Here is an 18,591-nt window from a genome sequence, read left to right as displayed (position 1 = left end):
GAAACAACTAGGAGGTATTTAATGAAAATAAAGCAAAAGGTACTTAATATCGTAAATTCTAATGATTATATTCCTTTAACTTTTGATGAATTATCTTCAAGATTAAATATTGAAAAAAAAGATAAGAAAATTTTTCATAAGATTATTAATGAACTACAAAAAGATAAGAAAATTTTACTTGATAAAAATTCTAATATAATTCCAATTACAGAGCAAAAAGCATATCCGGGTACTATTCAAGGATCTGGAAGTGATTTTTGCTATTTTATTCCTGATGATGAAAGTATTGATGATATATTTATAGCCAAAAAGGATTTAAATGGTGCAATCCATAAAGATAAAGTCTTAGTTACAATAACAGTAGATAAAAAACCAAACAGAAGTCCTGAAGGGAAAGTTTTACAAATTCTATCCAGAGAAACAAAAAAACTTGTGGGAACTTTTGATGAAGCAAAGGGTTATGGATTTGTAATATTAGATGATAAAAAATACGGATTCGACGTTTTTGTCCAATCTGGTAATAAGAATGGGGCGAAAAACAACGATAAAGTCGTAGTTAAATTAATCAAAACTCCATCTAAAAAACACAAAAATCCAGAAGGTGTTATAGTTGAAGTCTTAGGAGGCAAGGACGATCCTGGAATTGACATTTATTCTATAGCAAAGACTTTTAAATTACCATATGAATTTCCAAAGAAAGTTAAAGAACAAGCTAGGGAAATTGAGCAACAGGTTGATGAATCAGAAAAGAAATCTAGAATGGATTTTAGAGATTTATTTACAGTTACAATTGACGGGTCTGATGCAAAAGATTTTGATGATGCCATTAGTATTTCAAAAAAAGGTGACAACTTCATACTATATGTTCACATTGCTGATGTCAGCCACTATGTTAGAAAGAATACTGCACTTGATAAGGAAGCTTTCAGAAGAGGAACAAGTGTGTATATGTTGGATAGAGTAATTCCTATGTTACCTATAGAATTATCTAATGGAATTTGCTCACTAAACCCTAATGAAGACAGGCTTTGTTTAACGGTTAAAATGGAAATTTCACCAACGGGTAAAACTCTTGACTACAAATTCTATGAGTCTGTTATAAACTCTGATTATAGATTAGTCTACAAAAATGTGTCAGACTTTTTAGAAGATATAGAAAATCCTTATGATGATGAAAAACTCACGGATAATTTATTACTAATGAAAGAATTGTATGAAATTCTAAGTGTTAGAAGAAAAAACAGAGGAAGTATTGACTTTGATTTTCCAGAAACTAAAATTATTTTAGATGAAAACTCTAAAGTAGTTGATGTTACAAAAGATGAGAGAAGAATTGGAAATAAATTGATTGAAGAGTTCATGCTGATTACAAACGAAACAGTGGCAAGTCATTTTGGATATTTGGATAGACCGTTTTTATACAGAGTTCACGAAGAACCTGACGAAGAAAAGGTGAATACTTTTAAAAGAATTTTGTCTAATTTTGGATATCATTTGAAAGATAAGAATTTATATTCAAAGGATTACCAAAGAATTTTAAATGAACTAGATGGCAAGCCTGAAAAACCTCTATTATCTTCGCTTTTATTACGATCTATGCAAAAAGCTGAGTACAGCCAAAATCCTAGCATTCATTTTGGACTTGCATCGATGTTCTATACGCACTTCACTTCTCCAATCAGAAGATATCCGGATTTATTTATACACAGAATTGTGAAGAATTTTATAAATCATAAGCCAGATACTAATAACGAAAAAGAATTCATGAAATATATCAAAGACATTGCAAAACAATGCTCAGCAACTGAGAGAAGAGCTGAGGAAGCTGAAAGAGAAGCTATTGATATGAAATCTGCAGAATATATGCAGCAACACATAGATGAAGAATTTGAGGGAATTATTAGTTCGCTAACAAAATTTGGAATTTTTGTACAACTTGACAACACGATTGAAGGTTTAGTACAATTTCAATCTATGATAGATGATTATTATGTATTTGACGATAAAAACTACACAGTTTATGGAGAAAGAACTAAAAAATCATACCATATTGGGCAAAAAGTTAGAGTTAAAGTTATAAATAGTGACAAAGATAAACGTCAAATAGATTTTGAATTTGTAAATTAGAAAAGGAAAATAATGAGTGATATAAAATTATTAGCAAACAATAAGAAAGCACGTCACGAATATTTTATCGAAGATGTGTACGAATGTGGAATTGAACTGAAAGGAACTGAAGTAAAGTCTATCAAAAAAGGAAAAGTTTCCATTAAGGAAAGTTATTGCATGATAGAAAATTCAGAAGTTTTTGTTTATTCGATGAATGTAAGTCCGTATACTCAAGGAAATATTTTTAACGTGGATAGTTTAAGAAAAAGAAAACTTTTAATGCATAAATCTGAAATCAGAAAATTAATAGGAAAAACAAAAGAACAAGGTTATACTTTGATACCTTTAAGAGTATATGAAAAAAATGGACTTGTAAAAGTAGAGATAGCTCTTGCAAAGGGTAAGAATCTGTATGATAAGAGAGAAACTTTGAAAAAACGCGATGATTTGAGAAATATGCAAAGAGCAATGAGAAGATAAGGAGTAATAATGAGCTTTGACGGAATTGTAACAAAAGCGATAGTAGATGATATAAAAGAAAAATTAACGAACGGTAAAATCAGTAAGGTTAATCAACCAGATAAAAACGAATTGGATTTAATTATCTATAATAACAAACAAAATTATAAACTTCTTATTTCTGCATCCTCATCATTACCGAGGATGCATTTTACAAATGAAAATAAGAAAAATCCAATTGAGGCGTATAATTTCTGTATGCTGATGCGAAAATACTTACAAGGAGCAGTTATAACTGATATTTATCAAGAATCGATGGACAGAGTTGTTAATATTGACATCAATAGCAGAGATGAGATGGGTTATGACATGAACTACACATTAGTTGTAGAACTTATGGGCAAGCATTCTAATATAATTTTAATTGAAAAAGAAAGTAAGATGATTGTAGATGCAATCAAAAGAATTAGCTTCGACACTAAAAGCATCAGACAAATACTTCCAAAAACCAAGTATTCATGCTTGGAAGATGACAAGAGAAACATTCTGCAATCAGATGATCTTCCAACAGAAATAGCTGAGGGGACTACTAAACTACAAAAAGTTTTTTATATGAATTATACTGGATTTTCTCCAACTATTTCTAGAGAAATATGCCTGAGAGCAGATTTGGATTTTAATATAAGGCTCGAAGATTTGACCGAAGATGAAAAATCTCGATTTAATCAAGCTTTTATTGAAGTTAGAGAAGCTATCAGAAATTGTGATTATGATTATTCTATAGTCATCGATGAAGATGAAAAATTAAAGGATTTTCATGTAATTAAATTAGAAAAATACGGATATCAAAAGAAAAACTTTGATGATATTCACGAAATGTTGGATTATTATTATAAAAAACACAGTTCAAACGATTCAATTACACAAAAATCTTCGCACTTGAAGAAAATCGTTTCAAATAAAATTCAAAGAAATTCAAATAAATTGAGCAATTTAACTGTAGATTTGCAAGAAGCTAAGAAAAGGGATATTTACAAAGTTTATGCTGATTTGATAAGTTCAAATATGCATTTGATTCATAAAGGCGTGGATAAAATAAATGTACAAAATTTCTATGATGAAATGAACCCAATTGAGATTCCATTGAATCCAATAAAATCTGGAAATGAAAACGCACAAAATTACTACAAAAAATATAGTAAATTAAAAACTAGAGAAAAAATGATTACACAAGAGCTTCCTCTTATAAAACAAGAGAATGAATATCTTCTACAACTTCTAGAAACTTTGGAGAGAGTAACAGAGTATCAAGAACTATCAGAAATTAAGGATGAGATAGTAAAAATAGGTTTGATAAAAAAATCTAAGAAAAAAACTGCAAAAGTAAAACCATCAAAGCCAAGACATTTTGTAACAGAAAATAACGTTGATATTTTTGTAGGTAAAAATAATTACCAAAATGATAATCTAACTTTGAAACAAGCTAATAAAGAAGATATTTTCGTTCACGTAAAAGATATGCCAGGTTCACACGTCATAATGCGAAACGAAAACTTGACTGAAGAAGACTACGGCATTGCTTGTTTCTTAGCGGCGTATTTCTCCTCAATGAGTAAAGAAAAATACGTTGAAGTTGATTATACCGAAAAGAAAAATGTTAAAAAAGCTAAGGGAGCAAAACCTGGAATGGTGTTTTACAATAATTTCAACACTGTTAATGTCGATATGAGTTCTTATGATATTGACAAAATCAAAGAAATTGTTTAAAAATTGTAATAAATCATTGTAAATTCTTAAATATTAATATACACTAACAATATCAGAGGAGGCGATAGAATGAAGTCTATGACAGGATTTGGATCTTCTAGTTTGGAATTGGAAGATTGCAGCATAGATATTGAAATCAAATCTGTTAATAATAGGTATTTGGATTTCAATTTTTCAATGCCGAGTTATTTGAATCTTATGTTGGAAGACATGAAATCATTAATCAAAAACAAGTTAAAACGTGGAAGAGTTGATGTTTATATCAAAATTAAAAAATATCAACTATCAGTTGACAGTGTGGATATCAACTATGAATTAGCTCAAAAAATCAAGGAAAAGCTTGATTCATTAAATCAAAAGTTAGATATGGCATCAGATATCAATGTCAGGGATTTAGTAAAATATGATGATGTAATGTCATTTACTTACAAAGATTTAGATAATGAATTTTTACACGATAATATTTTAAAAGTTTTAGATGAAGCTGTGAATAAAATATATTCGATGAGATCTATTGAAGGCGATAATTTGAAGGAAGATTTATCGACCAATCTATCAAAAATAGAAGAACAAATATCTAAAATATCAAGCTTGACTGAAAATAGTGTAAAAGAATACAGAGAAAATTTATTTAATAAAATATCTGAATTGTTAGATGAAGAAACAATTGATAAGGACAGAATGTACTTGGAAGTTGCTTTAATGGCTGACAAAGTGGACATTAACGAAGAATTAAAGAGATTTGATTCTCATATAGTTCAATTTAAATCAGCAATGGATATGAAAGATTGCATAGGGCGTAAATTGGATTTTATAATTCAAGAAATGAATCGCGAAATTAATACAATTTCTTCGAAATCGAATGATGAATCTATTTCTATTTGCGTTATTGAAGTTAAAAGTTTGATTGAAAAATTGAGAGAACAAGTACAAAACATTGAATAGAGGGAAAATGGAAAGTTTAGGTATAGGATTTTCAAATTTAGTAAATAGCAACAGGATTATTGCGATTGTTAGTCCCGAAACAAATCCAATTAAAAGAATTGTTCAAAAAGCAAAGGAAGACAATAATCTTATCGATGTTACTTTTGGTAGAAAAACTAGAAGCGTAATAATTATGGATTCAAGTCATGTTGTGTTGAGTTGCCTTCAACCAGAGACTTTACAAATGAGATTAGATAAATCAAATAATAAGGAAGATTAAAATGAGAGACGGATTTTTATTAGTTGTTTCTGGTCCATCGGGAGTTGGAAAAGGAACTGTTTGTGAAAAATTAATATCACAAAAAAATGATATTGTATATTCTGTATCTGCTACAACAAGGAAGAAGAGACCTTATGAAGTAGACGGAGAAAATTATTATTTTTTGAGTTTAGATGAGTTTAAGAAGAAAATAGAGCAAGGAGATTTCATTGAATATGCTAATGTGCATAATAATTATTATGGAACTCCAAAATCATTTGTTTTTGATCAAATAAATAAAGGAGAAATAGTTATTCTAGAAATTGATGTTCAAGGAGCATTAAAAGTAAAAGAAAACTATCCAGAAGCTGTTTTTGTATTCATTCTTCCACCAGATTTGATTGAACTTAGGAGGAGAATTGAAGGAAGAAATACAGAAGACGAAGAAACAATTAATATTAGAATGCAAAACGCCAAGAAAGAATTGAGTTTTATTGATGAATATGATTATGCAGTTATCAATGAAGATGTCGATGAAACTGTAAAAAATATTGAAACTATAATTGATGCAGAAAAATTTAGAGTTGTAAAAGGAGAAAAATATGATTAATCCATCATTTAAAAAATTATCAGAAATAAACAATAGTAGATATGCACTTTGTGTAATGGTAAGCAAAAGAGCAAGAATGTTAATAGATGGCAAAGACACAAAACTAAAGAAAGCAAAAGCTCAACCAGTTACTACAGCTTTAGAAGAAGTTATGGAAAAAAAGGTTTGGGAAAACAAATCAAATGAATAAAAATATTCTTTTAGGTGTTACTGGAGGAATTGCTATTTACAAGGTTGTAGATGTTGTAAGTAGACTAAAAAAACTTGACTATAATATCAAAATAATTATGACTGATTCAGCTTGTGAATTTGTAAGTCCAATGACTTTTGAAACAATTGGCAAATGCGATGTAAAAAACAAAATGTTTCATAATAATTCACACAAGGTTGTTGAACATATAGAGCTTGCAAAATGGGCAGATTTGTTTTTGATTGCACCTGCTAGTGCAAATACGATGGCTAAAATAAATTATGGTATCGCGGACGATTTGTTATCATCTACCGCGCTAGCATATACCAAGCCAATAATGTTTTGTGTAAGTATGAATACCAATATGTTGAATAATCCTGCGACACAAAAAAACATAGAAGATTTGAAACAAAAAAAACACTTAATTGTAGATTCAAATAGTGGAATGCTTGCTTGTAATACAGAAGGAAACGGAAGATTAAAAGAACCTTGGGAAATTGTTGAAGAAGTTGAAAAATACTTTTGCGAAAAAGATTTACAAGGTAAGAAAATTTTGATTACTGCAGGAGCAACAGTTGAAAGAATTGATCCTGTACGATATATAACGAATGATTCCAGTGGTAAAATGGGATATTCGATTGCTAAGAAAGCTTGTATGAGAGGAGCCGATGTAACAATTATTTCTGGAAAAACAACAGCAGAAAATCCATATGGTATTGAAAACATAAAAGTGGAGTCTGCAATTGAAATGAAAGAAAAAATTGAAAGTTATATTGACGACTTTGACTGTTTAATTATGGCGGCAGCTGTAAGTGATTTTAAAGTAAAGAACAGAAAAGATTTAAAAATAAAAAAACAAGATGGCATTAATTCTTTAGAATTAGAAGAAAACCCAGATATTTTAAAATCATTAAATAAAAAAGATAATCAAATCTTTATTGGATTTGCCGCAGAAACAAATAATTTATTAGAAAATGCTAAGAAAAAGTTAGATAAAAAAAATCTAGATTTTATAGTATTAAACGATGTATCAAAAAAAGACATTGGATTTAATTCAGAATATAATAAGGTAACTATAATCAGCAAAGATAATATATTAGAAATTGATAAGGACACAAAGTTAAATATCGCAGATAAGATATTGGATTTGATAAAGTAGGTAAACATGTATATTGATGTTATTTTTAGAAACAAATCGAAGATGACTAACAGGCTATACTCATATTATTCAAGTGAAGATGTCGAAGTTGGAATGAGAGTTATAGTCCCTTTTGGCAAATCAAATATTAATAAATTAGCGTTAGTGGTTAGAATTAATGATAACCCTAGAAAAGATATTGATTACAAAGAAATAATATCAGTAGTAGACTTGAATCCTATTGTAACACAAGAATCCATCGATATTGCTTTTTTCATGGTTGATAAATATTTAAGCGATTTTAGCTCTGCTTTTCAAACTATTTTGCCGCCTGGAAACTTTGAAGAATTAAAAGAATATTTCACTGCAAATGATAAACTACTGAATGTAGATGAAGATTTGTACAATATTCTTAAAACCAAGAAAGAATATTCAGAAATTAAAGAAATTTCAGACATTAGCCATAAAAAGCTAATGGAATATGTAAAATCTGATTTTTTGAAAATGGATTTAGTATATGATCAACAAATCACACCAAAGCTATTGAAATACGTCAAACTTATAGATGATAATCCAGTTATTTCAAAAAGAGCAAATGCTCAACAAAAAATAGTTGATATGCTAAAAACTAAAAAGAACATACTTTATAGTGAGCTTTTAGCGAAAACTAATACGACTTCAAGTGTAGTAAAAGCACTTGAAGATAAGAAAATTGTTGAAATTTACTTCAAAGAAGTTGACAGAGTTGTCGTCGACGATACTAGAACTTATCAAAAAATAAAACTAAATTCACAGCAAGAAAAAGCCTATAATTCGATTTTAGAAAATCAATTTAATTTGTTACATGGTGTAACGGGTAGTGGTAAAACTGAAGTGTATTTGCATTTGGTTGAAAAAATGTTAAATGAAGGTAAAGATAGCATAGTTCTGGTTCCAGAAATATCATTGACTCCGCAGACTATTGAAAGGTTTGAGGGTAGGTTTCCAGGAAAAGTTGCGATAATTCACTCTAAGCTAAATGTTAACGAAAAATTCGAACAATTTCGAAAAATGTATAATGGAGAATATAAAATAGTAGTTGGAGCTAGAAGTGCTGTATTTTCTCCGTTTAAAAATTTAGGATTGATAATAATAGATGAAGAGCACGAAACAAGTTATGTAAGTGAAAAAAATCCTAAATACAACGCTATTGATATTTCCAGATTTAGAGCAGAATATAATGGTGCAAAGCTTTTATTGGGTTCAGCAACTCCTGGAGTTGAAGAATACAGCAAAGCTTTAAAAGGTGAGTACAATCTTATTCAAATGAATAAAAGAGCTAATGATACAAACCCTGTTGAATGCACGATTGTAGATATGAGAAAAGAACTTGAAACTGGAAACATGAGAATGTTCAGTAAAGTTCTACTCAATAAAATTCAAAATAATTTAAACAACAAAAAACAAACTATTTTGTTTTTAAACAAGAGAGGGCACACTTCTTTTATTTCGTGCAGAAGATGTGGATATGTACTAAAATGTGATAGCTGCGATGTTTCCATGACATATCATAAAACAAAAAATAGGTTGATTTGTCACATGTGTGGAAGAACAGCTCTAAAGCCGAAAGTATGCCCAAACTGTGGCTCGAAATTTATAAAAGAGTTTGGAGCGGGTACTCAAAAATTAGAAGAAGAAACTAGAGAGCTTTTTCCAAATGCACGAATTGCACGAATGGATAGAGACACTACGAACACAAAAAAAGATTACAAAAAAATCTATGATATGATGAATAATCAAGAAATAGATATATTAATCGGGACGCAAATGTTGTCGAAAGGATTTGATTTTCCAAATGTTACATTAGTCGGAGTAATGGCTGCAGATATTAGTTTAAACTTAGGAGATTACAAATCTAATGAAAAAACTTTTCAATTGATAACTCAAGTAGCTGGAAGAGCAGGAAGAGCAGAATATGAAGGAGATGTGATTATTCAAACATATAAGCCTGATAATTTTGCTATAACATCGGCGGCACTTCATGATTATAAGATGTTTTATGAAAAGGAGATAAAGCTAAGAAAATCATTTAATTATCCTCCTTTTTTCAGAATATTAAATATCAATATTTCCAGTAAAAACAGAAATGTTGCTATGAAAAAAATCAATGAAGTTTCAAATTACGTTGCTGCCCTTATCAGAAGATACAAACTATCTACAACATTAATAAATGGGCCTCATCCTTCTCCAATAGAGAGAATTAATAATATGTACAGGTTTGATTTGTACTATAAATTCCCTAATGGAGAGGATAAAATAATAGAAATAATAAAAAAAGTTTTAATAAACAATGAATACAATATTAACTTAGAGGGAATAACGCTTAAAATAACATTAGATCCTCAAAGTTATTTTTAGGAGATAAAATGGCATTAAGACAAATAAGATTAGAAAATGATCCAATCTTGAGAAAAAAATCAAGAGAGGTTGAAAAAATAGATGATAGAATCAAACAAATCGTAGATGATATGTTTGAAACAATGTATGAAAATAAAGGAATAGGATTGGCTTGTGTACAAGTAGGAATGCTTAAGCGAATAGTAGTAATAGACATGCAAGATGAAGACGGTAAAATGGTTCTAATAAATCCTAGAATCGTAGAAAGATCAGATGAAAAGCAAATTAATGTTGAAGGTTGTTTGTCAGTTCCTGGTAAAAATGGATATGTTGAAAGACCTAAGATTGTTACTGTAGAATACACAGACTTGGACGGAAACGTTCAAAGGAAAACAGGCACTGATTACAAAGCACATTGTTTTTGTCATGAATTAGATCATTTAGATGGCGTATTGTACACTGATAAAGTATTGAATCTTTCTGATGAAGAGATTGAGAGATTAAATAATGAAAAATAAAATTGTATTTGCGGGATCTCCAGATTTTGCAGTTGAGAGTTTGCAAAGATTATATGATAACCCAAATAACGAAATTCAATTAGTGATATCACAACAAGATAAAAAACGAAATAGAAATAAGTTTTCACCTACGGCAGTTAAAAAAAGAGCTATGGATTTGGGAATAGAGGTTATTACTCCACAAAATATAAATGACGATGAAGTTTTTAATCTATTAGATAGACTTAATCCTGATTTTATTGTGGTGGTAGCTTATGGTCAATTAATCAAAAAAAGAATACTGGATAGGTTTAAAAACAAGATTTTAAATGTTCACGCATCAATTTTGCCCAAATACAGAGGAGCTTCTCCGATAAATTACTCTCTAATAAATGGCGATAAAGAATCCGGTGTAAGTATAATGTTAGTTGAACAAGGACTTGATACTGGGGATGTTTTAGCTGTAGATAAAATTAAGCTTAACAAAGAAATTATGCTTGAAGAATTGCACGATAAATTAATGATAATGGGTGCTGACTTAATAGATAAAGTTATCAATGATTATAAAAAATATTTCGATTCAAGAGAAAAACAAAATGAAAATGAAGCATCTACAGTAGGCAAAATTCAAAAATCTATGGGTGAAATTAATTTTAATGAAAAAGCAGATGTAATTTACAATAAATTTAGAGGATTGACTCCTTGGCCAGGTTTGTTTTTTAAATTAAACGATAAAACTGTAAAAGTTCACAATATCAACATAATAGAACAATATAATGATAATAAGAATGGAGAAGTTGTAAAAGTAGATAAGAATGGGATTAAAGTTGCTTGTGAAGATGGATTTATAGTTATCACAAGATTACAACTTCCAAATAAAAAACCTCTTAACGTTAGCGAATATTTGAATGGAAATTCATTTGAAGAGGGAATAATTTTGTAGGAGGAATCATTGTTTAATTTTTATTATGATAGAACTATGCTACTTTTGATTCCGGCTTTGATATTGGCATTTTACTCACAAATCAAAGTCACTCATACTTTTGATAAGTATAATAAAATTACAAATTCAAAAGGATTGACTGGAAAAGAAATGGCAAGAGTTTTGCTTGATTACGAAGGTTTGTCTGATATAGAAATAGTAAATGTTCAAGGAAGCTTGACTGATTACTATGATTCATCAAAGAAAGTTTTGGCTTTATCGGATGCGGTGTATAATAGTCAGTCGATTTCTGCAGTTTCTGTAGCAAGTCACGAAGTAGGTCATGCGATTCAAGACAAGGAAAATTATGGTTTCTTGAGATTTAGAGAATCTTTGTTTCCTGTTGTGAATTTCGCATCGAAATCAGTGTGGATTTTACTTTTACTTGGATTTATGTTTAGCATGAGACCATTAGTAGAATTTGGAATTATTTTATTCTCAGCGACCGTTTTATTCCAACTAATTACATTGCCGGTTGAGTTTGATGCTAGTAGTAGAGCTATACGAGCTTTATCAAATGGACTATTGGCTGATGATGAAATAGAACCTGCGAAACAAGTTTTAAAAGCAGCTGCATTAACTTATATTGCAAGTGCTTTGGTTTCACTGTTACAATTGGTAAGATTAGTACTGATATCAAGAGATAGAGATTAAAAATTAATGTAGATTGAACCTAAGGTTAATCCTTCTAGGTTCAATTTTTTTATTTTTACTGTTTTAGTGTAAAATATATTATGTAATTAAAATAATTAAAAGAAATGAGAGATTATGAATATTAGAAACGAAATAATTAATATTACCAATTCAATTAATAATAAATCGGGATACTCTTCTGAATTATTAAAGACTTATGATTATGGTGATTTGGACAAGAGAGATATCGCGTACATTAAAAGGTGTGTATTTACAGAAATAGAAAATAGATTTTTCATAGATTATGTAATATCTAAGTGCAGCGATTTGGAATTAAATAAGCTTGATAAAATTGTTCTGGAAATATTGCGAATGGCAACTACGGAAATACTATTTATGAAAACAGCTGATTATGCTGTAGTTGACGAAGCAGTAGAATTGGCTAACAACTTAACACATTATAAAGATTATGTTAATGCTGTTCTAAGGGAAGTTTGCAGGATTAATTTGGATGAGGAAGATTTAGGAGATGAAATTAAATTCTCCATAAACAAAGCATTACTTAAGATGTTGAACAAATCTTATTCTAAAAAAACTGTAAAAAAACTACTAAAATCATTCTTTTACAAATCTGATTTTGTAATTAAACAAAATAAATTGAAGGAAAATAATTTAAAAATTAACTTAGAAAAGCAAGGATTCGTATTAGAAGAACATCCTTTTTTAAAAGATAGTTTTATCGTAAGAAATCCTGAATCGATAATAGATACGAACGAATTTAAAGAAGGTAAATTTATTATCCAAGATGGTTCTTGTAGTTTATGCGCAGAGGTTTTAGAGCCAATGGAGAACTCAATAGTTCTTGATATTTGTGCAGCTCCTGGGTCAAAATCATGCAACATTCAAGAAATAACAAATAATCAATCGATTATTTACTGTAATGATATTAATAATAATAAAATAGATAGAATAAAAGAGAATGTGAATAAATGTGGAGTTGAAAATGTTCAATATATGAATTTTGATGCAACTATTTTACAAGAAGATTTGATAAATAAATTTGATAGAATTCTTGTGGATGCACCGTGCTCTGCAACTGGTGTTATCAATAAAAATCCAGAGATAAAGTTATTCAGAACGAAAAAAGATGTAGAAGATTTAGTTGGAATCCAAAGAAGAATTCTTGAAAATTGTGAAAAATATTTAAAGAAAGGCGGCATATTAGTATATTCTACATGCTCTCTTTTAAAAGAAGAGAACGAAAAAAATGTGGATTATATTGAAAACAAATTAAACTTAAAAAGAGAAGATATTGATTTTTATGGAGATAAAAATGAATTTATAAAACTTATGCCATTCCAAAAAGGAACGCAGGGCTTTTTCATTTCAAAGTTTGTAAAAGACTAATAGATTACAAAACTTGAGATTTTTGATATAATTTAAATTGGTGAATAATATGCAAAATAAAATTGTCTTGGAAAATATGACTGTCGATGAACTGAAAGAATTTTTTGTGAATAACGGTGAAAAATCTTTCAGAGCATTGCAGTATTTTCAAGCTATTCATAAAAATAGAATATTCAATCCTCACAATATGACTAATTTTTCTAATGATTTAAGAAAAAAACTAGAAGAATACAATGGTATCAAAAATTGTTCTATTATCAAAAGGATTGATTCAAAATTAGACAACACGAAAAAATATCTTATAGAGTTGAATGATGGTAATATCGTTGAAACGGTGTTTATGGAATATAAAACTCACACTTCAATATGCTTATCAACACAAATTGGTTGTAAAATGGGATGCAAATTTTGTGCATCGACAAAGAAAAGTTTCGTAAGAAATTTACAACCTTATGAGATGTGTGCTCAGATATATTTGGTAGAAAATGATTTGGGTATACGAATCAATAATATGGTTTTAATGGGCATAGGGGAACCATTAGATAATTACGATAATGTTATAAGGTTTATCGATTTGATTACAGACAAAGAAGGACAAGATATGTCTATTCGAAATATAACATTATCTACATGTGGATTAGTAGATAAAATAATTAAACTTGCAGATGAAAATATAGGTATAAACATAACTATTTCACTTCATAATCCATTTGATAATGAGAGAAGTCAGCTAATGCCTATTGGAAACAAATACTCAATTGAAGAAATTCTAGATGCTTGTGACTATTATTTTGATAAAACCAAAAGGCGAATTGGATTTGAGTATACGGTAATCGAAAGTGTAAATGATTCAAAAAAATATATGGACAAGCTAGTTGATTTATTAAAAAATAGAAATTGTCTTTTGAACTTAATAACATTAAATCCTATTGAAGAATTTAATCAAAAATCTCCAGATAGAAACAAGATGATGGAATTTATGAATTACATGAATAAAAACAATGTTAATACTACAATAAGAAGAAAACAGGGCATTGATATTGAAGGAGCCTGTGGACAATTAAGAATTAACAATATGACAAAAAGAGGTGTGAAATGAAATATGCTTCAAGCACAGATATCGGATTGGTAAGAAAGCTTAATGAAGATTATCATATGAATTATATTACAGAAGATTTTAGCTTACTTGTTGTGTGCGACGGAATGGGTGGACATAAAGCTGGTGAAGTTGCAAGCAAAAAAGCTGTCGAAACTGTTATAAACTACGTAAAAGAAAATGAAAATGAAAAAGATTACGAGAATACACTGATAAAAGCGATTACTTTAGCAAATGAGGAAGTTTACAAAGATAGTGAAAATAATTCTGAACATAGAAATATGGGCACAACGATAGTTGCTTGTTTAGTTTATGATGATAATGCTATTGTCGCAAATGTTGGAGACAGTAGATTGTACTTATACAGGGATGGAGAATTAAAGCAAATTACCGTAGATCATTCTCTTGTGAATGATTTATTATCATCTGGAACTATAACTGAAGAAGAGGCCTTAGATTTTGCACAAAAAAATGTTATTACAAGATCTTTAGGAATTCAAGATACTGTAGATATAGACATTTTTAATATTAGACTTATTAAAGATGATTTGATATTAATGTGCACAGATGGTTTGACTTCACAATTAGAAAATGAGGATATTGTTGATATTATTAAAAAAGAAACAGATTTGGATAAAATAACTCAAAATCTGATTGATGAAGCAAATGATATCGAAGGTATTGATAATATAACTATTACGCTTTATTTATATGAAGGGGAAAATTATGATAGGTAAAGTTTTAGGCGATAGATACGAGATAATAGAAGAAGTAGGCGTTGGTGGTATGGCTAAAGTGTACAAAGCTTTGGACACTGTTTTAAACCGATATGTCGCTGTTAAAGTATTAAAAAATGAATATATGGAAGACCAAGATTTTCTGAGAAAATTTGCAATGGAAGCACAATCTGCTGCATCTTTGACGCACGCTAATATAGTAAGTGTGTTCGATGTTGGAAGTTCATATGTTGATGGTCGTAAATATAATTACATTGTAATGGAATATGTAGATGGTAAGACTTTAAAAGATATAATTGATGAAAAACAAATTCTGCCGATTGAAGATATTGTAAATTATGGTGTTCAAATAGCAAGTGCTTTAGAATGTGCTCATAAAAATGGAATTATTCACAGAGACATTAAACCACATAATATGTTAATTGATAAATCTAACAATTTAAAAGCTACAGATTTTGGCATTGCAAGAATTTCTTCGTCTGCAACATTGACATATACTTCAACTGTTTTGGGAACTGTTCATTATATTTCACCAGAACAAGCAAAGGGTAAATTTATTGATGAGAAAAGTGATATATATTCATTAGGTGTTGTATTGTATCAAATGGCTACAGGAGAAGTACCATTTGATGCACCAAATGCTGTTGGAATTGCATTGAAACATATTCAAGATCCATTGGTGCCACCTATAAATCTTCGTCATGATTTACCACAAGGTCTTAATGATATAATAGTTAAAGCGATGGCAAAAGATCCCAATGATAGATTTAAATCAGCTACAGAATTGAAAGAAATGTTGAGAAATTATCAAAACTATTCTTCTGATTTATATCAAAAAACTACTAAAAATCCAATAATTAAAGAAAATGATGAACAACCTGAAGTAAAAGAAGCAGTTTATAAAACGCCTAAACAATCTTCTACAAAAGATAATAAAAATAAATCCAAAAAATTTATGTGGATTCTATTGCCTATAGTTTTAGCAGCTTTGGTATTTATTGCAATTATATTTGGCAAGAAATATATAAACAAGAATAAGCAAGACCTAGTTTTAGTTCCTGCGTTAACTGGTTTAACGGAAACCGAAGCTTTAAATAAAGCTAAGGCTAATAATTTAATTGCTGTTGTTTCAGAATATAAGACTGAAAGTAATGTTGAACCAGGAAAAGTATTAGAACAAGATCCTGAATCCAGTACAGAAGTGAAAAAAGGAACTATTATAAAATTAGTTGTAAGCAAAGGCGAGGAACAGGTGTCTGTACCTAATTTATCCAATATGACTATTGAAAATGCTAAAATTCAACTAAATAAATTAGGCTTAGAAATTGGTGAAATAACTAAAGAAAACAGCGATAATTTTGAAGCTGGAAAAATTATGCAACAACATCCAGATTCAGGAACTAGCATAAATAAAGACTCGAAAGTTGATGTTGTAATTTCTTTAGGTAAAAAAGAAGAACTAGTAGAGATGGTTGATTTAATAGGAGCGGATATAAGTCAAGCTAGTAATAAATTAAAATCAATCGGACTAAATATAGGAAATATTGAAAAGAAATTTAGCAATTCATATGATACAAATCAAGTTATATGGCAACAATATGATGCTGGAAAGAAACTAAAAAAAGATAGTTCAATTGATGTTATAATCAGTAAAGGGAAAAAAGAACCTGAAATGATTGATAAAATATTCAGAATAAGTAAACCTGTAGAAAAAGGAATTTACACAGTAACTATTAAAGATGAAACTGAAAATAATATAATATATGAAGAAAATCATAATGCTTCTGAAGGAGATATCAGAATTAAAGTAAAAGTAAAACCTAATAATGATATTAAAGTCTATATTAATGGAGAATTAGTTAATGTCGGATAAAACAGGTGTTATTACGAAAATTCAAAGGGAATTATTCTATGTAAGCGTTGGAAACGAAGTGTATCCTTCGAAGGCAAAGGGGAATTTTAGGAACAAGAAAATAACTCCAGTTGTAGGCGATAAAGTAGATATAAACGTAGAAAATGGTCTTGGATTTATTTTAAAAATACATCCAAGATCTGTGCTTTTGCACCGCCCTGAAGTGAGTAATATAGATAAATGTTTCGTTCTAAGTAGCATTAAGTCACCTAATATTAATCTAATGTTACTAGACAAATATCTATTAATGATTGAGAAAAATAGCATTGATTGCGTCATTGTATTTAATAAGTCTGATTTGGTATCTGAAGATGAGAAAAAATTTTATGCTGATATATACAGAAATATCGGCTATAAAGTAATATTTAACTCAAATGAATCTTCAATCACTAATGAAGAATTATTAAATGAATTCAGAAATCATATCAATTGTGTTATTGGTCCCAGCGGGGCGGGAAAATCCAGTACTTTAAAAAAATTATTTCCAAGTGAGGATTTTATTTCTGGTAAAATAAGTGCTAAAACTCAGAGAGGAAAGCAAACGACAAGACACATTGAAATTAAAATGGTAGATGACAATACTTACGTTTTAGACACACCGGGTTTTAGTTCTTTTGATTTGTCTTTTTTAGATGACAAATCTGAAATTAAAAATAATTTTGTAGAATTTAAAAAAAATAGTTTGAGATGTAAGTTCAATAATTGTGATCACATTAATGAACCAAAATGTGAAATAAAAAGACTTGTTGAAATTGGAGAAATATCCCAGAGTAGATATGATAATTATTTGAAGATAGTTGAAGAATACAAAAAAATTAGGAGGTATTAATGGCTAATTTAAGTCCGTCTTTGTTGGCGTGTAACTTTTTTGAGTTAGAAAAAAACTTAGATATACTAAAAAATAAGGGAATAAAATATTTGCATTTGGATGTTATGGACGGAAATTTTGTGCCAAATATTTCTTTTGGTCCAGCAGTTATAAAACAAATAAGAGAAAAATATCCGGACTTTATTCTTGATTGTCACTTGATGGTTAACAAACCAGAAAATATTATAGATGACATTTTGAATGCCGGAGCTGATATAATTACTTTTCATCCAGAAGCAACTTTTCATCCACATAGGATTATTCAAACTGTTCATAAAGCTGGAAAAAAATGTGGATTAGCACTTAATCCATCCACAGGATTGGAATGTTGTGATTATATTATTGATGATTTGGATATAATACTTGTAATGAGTGTAAATCCAGGCTTTGGAGGACAATCCTTTATAGAGAGTCAATATTCAAAAATAAAAGATGCAAGAAAAATGATAGAAACATCAAAAAAAGATATTTTACTGGAAGTTGATGGAGGAGTGAAAACTTCTAATGTCGATAAAGTGTTAGAATCTGGAGCTAATCTAATTGTAAGTGGTTCAGATGTTTTTAATCATGACATAGAATCGCAACTAGATATTTACAATCAAAAATTATAGTTAAAAGGAGGATATC

The 18,591-nt window shown here is 29.2% G+C and carries 18 protein-coding genes; all 18 read left to right on the top strand.

Annotated elements, in window-relative coordinates:
- Positions 1-21: 21 nt before the first annotated feature.
- The 18 genes from rnr (at position 22) to rpe (ending at position 18,575) form a co-directional block, all read left to right on the top strand.
- Positions 22-2,127: a ribonuclease R gene (rnr, locus tag GKF99_RS03440; RefSeq protein ID WP_154272660.1), complete on the top strand. Its 2,106-nt coding sequence runs from the start codon at positions 22-24 to the stop codon at positions 2,125-2,127.
- 12 nt (positions 2,128-2,139) lie between these two features.
- On the top strand, positions 2,140-2,589 hold the full coding sequence (gene smpB / locus GKF99_RS03435) for an SsrA-binding protein SmpB (protein WP_094205581.1): 450 nt from the start codon (positions 2,140-2,142) through the stop codon (positions 2,587-2,589).
- A 9-nt stretch (positions 2,590-2,598) separates the two neighbouring features.
- Positions 2,599-4,335 carry an NFACT RNA binding domain-containing protein gene (locus GKF99_RS03430; RefSeq protein ID WP_154272659.1) on the top strand — a complete coding sequence of 579 codons (1,737 nt, stop codon included), beginning with the start codon at positions 2,599-2,601 and terminating at the stop codon, positions 4,333-4,335.
- 69 nt (positions 4,336-4,404) lie between these two features.
- Positions 4,405-5,280, top strand: a complete 876-nt coding sequence (locus tag GKF99_RS03425; RefSeq protein ID WP_154272658.1) for a YicC/YloC family endoribonuclease — start codon at positions 4,405-4,407, stop codon at positions 5,278-5,280.
- 7 nt (positions 5,281-5,287) lie between these two features.
- Positions 5,288-5,539 (top strand): DUF370 domain-containing protein, encoded by a 252-nt coding sequence (locus GKF99_RS03420; RefSeq protein ID WP_002838275.1) that lies wholly within the window; start codon positions 5,288-5,290, stop codon positions 5,537-5,539.
- 1 nt (position 5,540) lies between these two features.
- On the top strand, positions 5,541-6,128 hold the full coding sequence (gene gmk / locus GKF99_RS03415; RefSeq protein ID WP_094207058.1) for a guanylate kinase: 588 nt from the start codon (positions 5,541-5,543) through the stop codon (positions 6,126-6,128).
- Positions 6,121-6,318 (top strand): DNA-directed RNA polymerase subunit omega, encoded by a 198-nt coding sequence (rpoZ, locus tag GKF99_RS03410; protein WP_094203559.1) that lies wholly within the window; start codon positions 6,121-6,123, stop codon positions 6,316-6,318. Before gmk ends, rpoZ begins: the two co-directional genes overlap by 8 nt.
- A complete protein-coding gene (coaBC, locus tag GKF99_RS03405) occupies positions 6,311-7,477 on the top strand; it encodes a bifunctional phosphopantothenoylcysteine decarboxylase/phosphopantothenate--cysteine ligase CoaBC (RefSeq protein WP_154271156.1) in 1,167 nt (388 codons plus the stop codon). Before rpoZ ends, coaBC begins: the two co-directional genes overlap by 8 nt.
- 6 nt (positions 7,478-7,483) lie before the next feature.
- Entirely contained in the window at positions 7,484-9,853 is a 2,370-nt protein-coding gene (gene priA / locus GKF99_RS03400) for a primosomal protein N' (RefSeq protein WP_094207060.1), read from the top strand.
- 8 nt (positions 9,854-9,861) lie between these two features.
- Positions 9,862-10,350: a peptide deformylase gene (def, locus tag GKF99_RS03395; RefSeq protein WP_154271155.1), complete on the top strand. Its 489-nt coding sequence runs from the start codon at positions 9,862-9,864 to the stop codon at positions 10,348-10,350.
- Positions 10,340-11,272, top strand: coding sequence for a methionyl-tRNA formyltransferase (gene fmt, locus GKF99_RS03390; RefSeq protein WP_154271154.1), 933 nt, complete (start codon positions 10,340-10,342; stop codon positions 11,270-11,272). Before def ends, fmt begins: the two co-directional genes overlap by 11 nt.
- 9 nt (positions 11,273-11,281) lie before the next feature.
- Positions 11,282-11,965 carry a zinc metallopeptidase gene (locus tag GKF99_RS03385; protein ID WP_154272657.1) on the top strand — a complete coding sequence of 228 codons (684 nt, stop codon included), beginning with the start codon at positions 11,282-11,284 and terminating at the stop codon, positions 11,963-11,965.
- Between the two features lie 114 nt (positions 11,966-12,079).
- On the top strand, positions 12,080-13,351 hold the full coding sequence (gene rsmB / locus GKF99_RS03380) for a 16S rRNA (cytosine(967)-C(5))-methyltransferase RsmB (protein ID WP_154272656.1): 1,272 nt from the start codon (positions 12,080-12,082) through the stop codon (positions 13,349-13,351).
- A 49-nt stretch (positions 13,352-13,400) separates the two neighbouring features.
- Entirely contained in the window at positions 13,401-14,450 is a 1,050-nt protein-coding gene (gene rlmN / locus GKF99_RS03375; RefSeq protein WP_154272655.1) for a 23S rRNA (adenine(2503)-C(2))-methyltransferase RlmN, read from the top strand.
- Positions 14,447-15,184 carry a Stp1/IreP family PP2C-type Ser/Thr phosphatase gene (locus GKF99_RS03370; protein ID WP_154272654.1) on the top strand — a complete coding sequence of 246 codons (738 nt, stop codon included), beginning with the start codon at positions 14,447-14,449 and terminating at the stop codon, positions 15,182-15,184. Before rlmN ends, GKF99_RS03370 begins: the two co-directional genes overlap by 4 nt.
- Positions 15,174-17,057, top strand: coding sequence for a Stk1 family PASTA domain-containing Ser/Thr kinase (gene pknB / locus GKF99_RS03365; RefSeq protein WP_094207066.1), 1,884 nt, complete (start codon positions 15,174-15,176; stop codon positions 17,055-17,057). The genes GKF99_RS03370 and pknB overlap by 11 nt, the downstream gene beginning before the upstream one ends.
- On the top strand, positions 17,047-17,925 hold the full coding sequence (gene rsgA / locus GKF99_RS03360; protein WP_094207067.1) for a ribosome small subunit-dependent GTPase A: 879 nt from the start codon (positions 17,047-17,049) through the stop codon (positions 17,923-17,925). The genes pknB and rsgA overlap by 11 nt, the downstream gene beginning before the upstream one ends.
- A complete protein-coding gene (gene rpe / locus GKF99_RS03355) occupies positions 17,925-18,575 on the top strand; it encodes a ribulose-phosphate 3-epimerase (RefSeq protein WP_094207068.1) in 651 nt (216 codons plus the stop codon). Before rsgA ends, rpe begins: the two co-directional genes overlap by 1 nt.
- Positions 18,576-18,591: the final 16 nt, after the last annotated feature.

Origin of the sequence: Finegoldia sp. BIOML-A2, assembly GCF_009678315.1 — a bacterium.
Taxonomy (GTDB): domain Bacteria; phylum Bacillota; class Clostridia; order Tissierellales; family Peptoniphilaceae; genus Finegoldia; species Finegoldia magna.
This window is presented reverse-complemented; position numbering and strand designations above follow the sequence as displayed.

Excerpts from the sequence above, each read along its gene's own strand:
- gmk (WP_094207058.1), top strand. The coding sequence starts at position 5,541 with ATGAGAGACGGATTTTTATTAGTTGTTTCTGGTCCATCGGGAGTTGGA.
- rlmN (WP_154272655.1), top strand. The coding sequence starts at position 13,401 with ATGCAAAATAAAATTGTCTTGGAAAATATGACTGTCGATGAACTGAAA.
- GKF99_RS03425 (WP_154272658.1), top strand. The coding sequence starts at position 4,405 with ATGAAGTCTATGACAGGATTTGGATCTTCTAGTTTGGAATTGGAAGAT.
- rsmB (WP_154272656.1), top strand. The coding sequence starts at position 12,080 with ATGAATATTAGAAACGAAATAATTAATATTACCAATTCAATTAATAAT.
- GKF99_RS03430 (WP_154272659.1), top strand. The coding sequence starts at position 2,599 with ATGAGCTTTGACGGAATTGTAACAAAAGCGATAGTAGATGATATAAAA.
- coaBC (WP_154271156.1), top strand. The coding sequence starts at position 6,311 with ATGAATAAAAATATTCTTTTAGGTGTTACTGGAGGAATTGCTATTTAC.
- def (WP_154271155.1), top strand. The coding sequence starts at position 9,862 with ATGGCATTAAGACAAATAAGATTAGAAAATGATCCAATCTTGAGAAAA.
- rsgA (WP_094207067.1), top strand. The coding sequence starts at position 17,047 with ATGTCGGATAAAACAGGTGTTATTACGAAAATTCAAAGGGAATTATTC.
- rpe (WP_094207068.1), top strand. The coding sequence starts at position 17,925 with ATGGCTAATTTAAGTCCGTCTTTGTTGGCGTGTAACTTTTTTGAGTTA.
- rnr (WP_154272660.1), top strand. The coding sequence starts at position 22 with ATGAAAATAAAGCAAAAGGTACTTAATATCGTAAATTCTAATGATTAT.
- priA (WP_094207060.1), top strand. The coding sequence starts at position 7,484 with ATGTATATTGATGTTATTTTTAGAAACAAATCGAAGATGACTAACAGG.
- pknB (WP_094207066.1), top strand. The coding sequence starts at position 15,174 with ATGATAGGTAAAGTTTTAGGCGATAGATACGAGATAATAGAAGAAGTA.
- rpoZ (WP_094203559.1), top strand. The coding sequence starts at position 6,121 with ATGATTAATCCATCATTTAAAAAATTATCAGAAATAAACAATAGTAGA.
- GKF99_RS03370 (WP_154272654.1), top strand. The coding sequence starts at position 14,447 with ATGAAATATGCTTCAAGCACAGATATCGGATTGGTAAGAAAGCTTAAT.
- GKF99_RS03420 (WP_002838275.1), top strand. The coding sequence starts at position 5,288 with ATGGAAAGTTTAGGTATAGGATTTTCAAATTTAGTAAATAGCAACAGG.
- fmt (WP_154271154.1), top strand. The coding sequence starts at position 10,340 with ATGAAAAATAAAATTGTATTTGCGGGATCTCCAGATTTTGCAGTTGAG.
- smpB (WP_094205581.1), top strand. The coding sequence starts at position 2,140 with ATGAGTGATATAAAATTATTAGCAAACAATAAGAAAGCACGTCACGAA.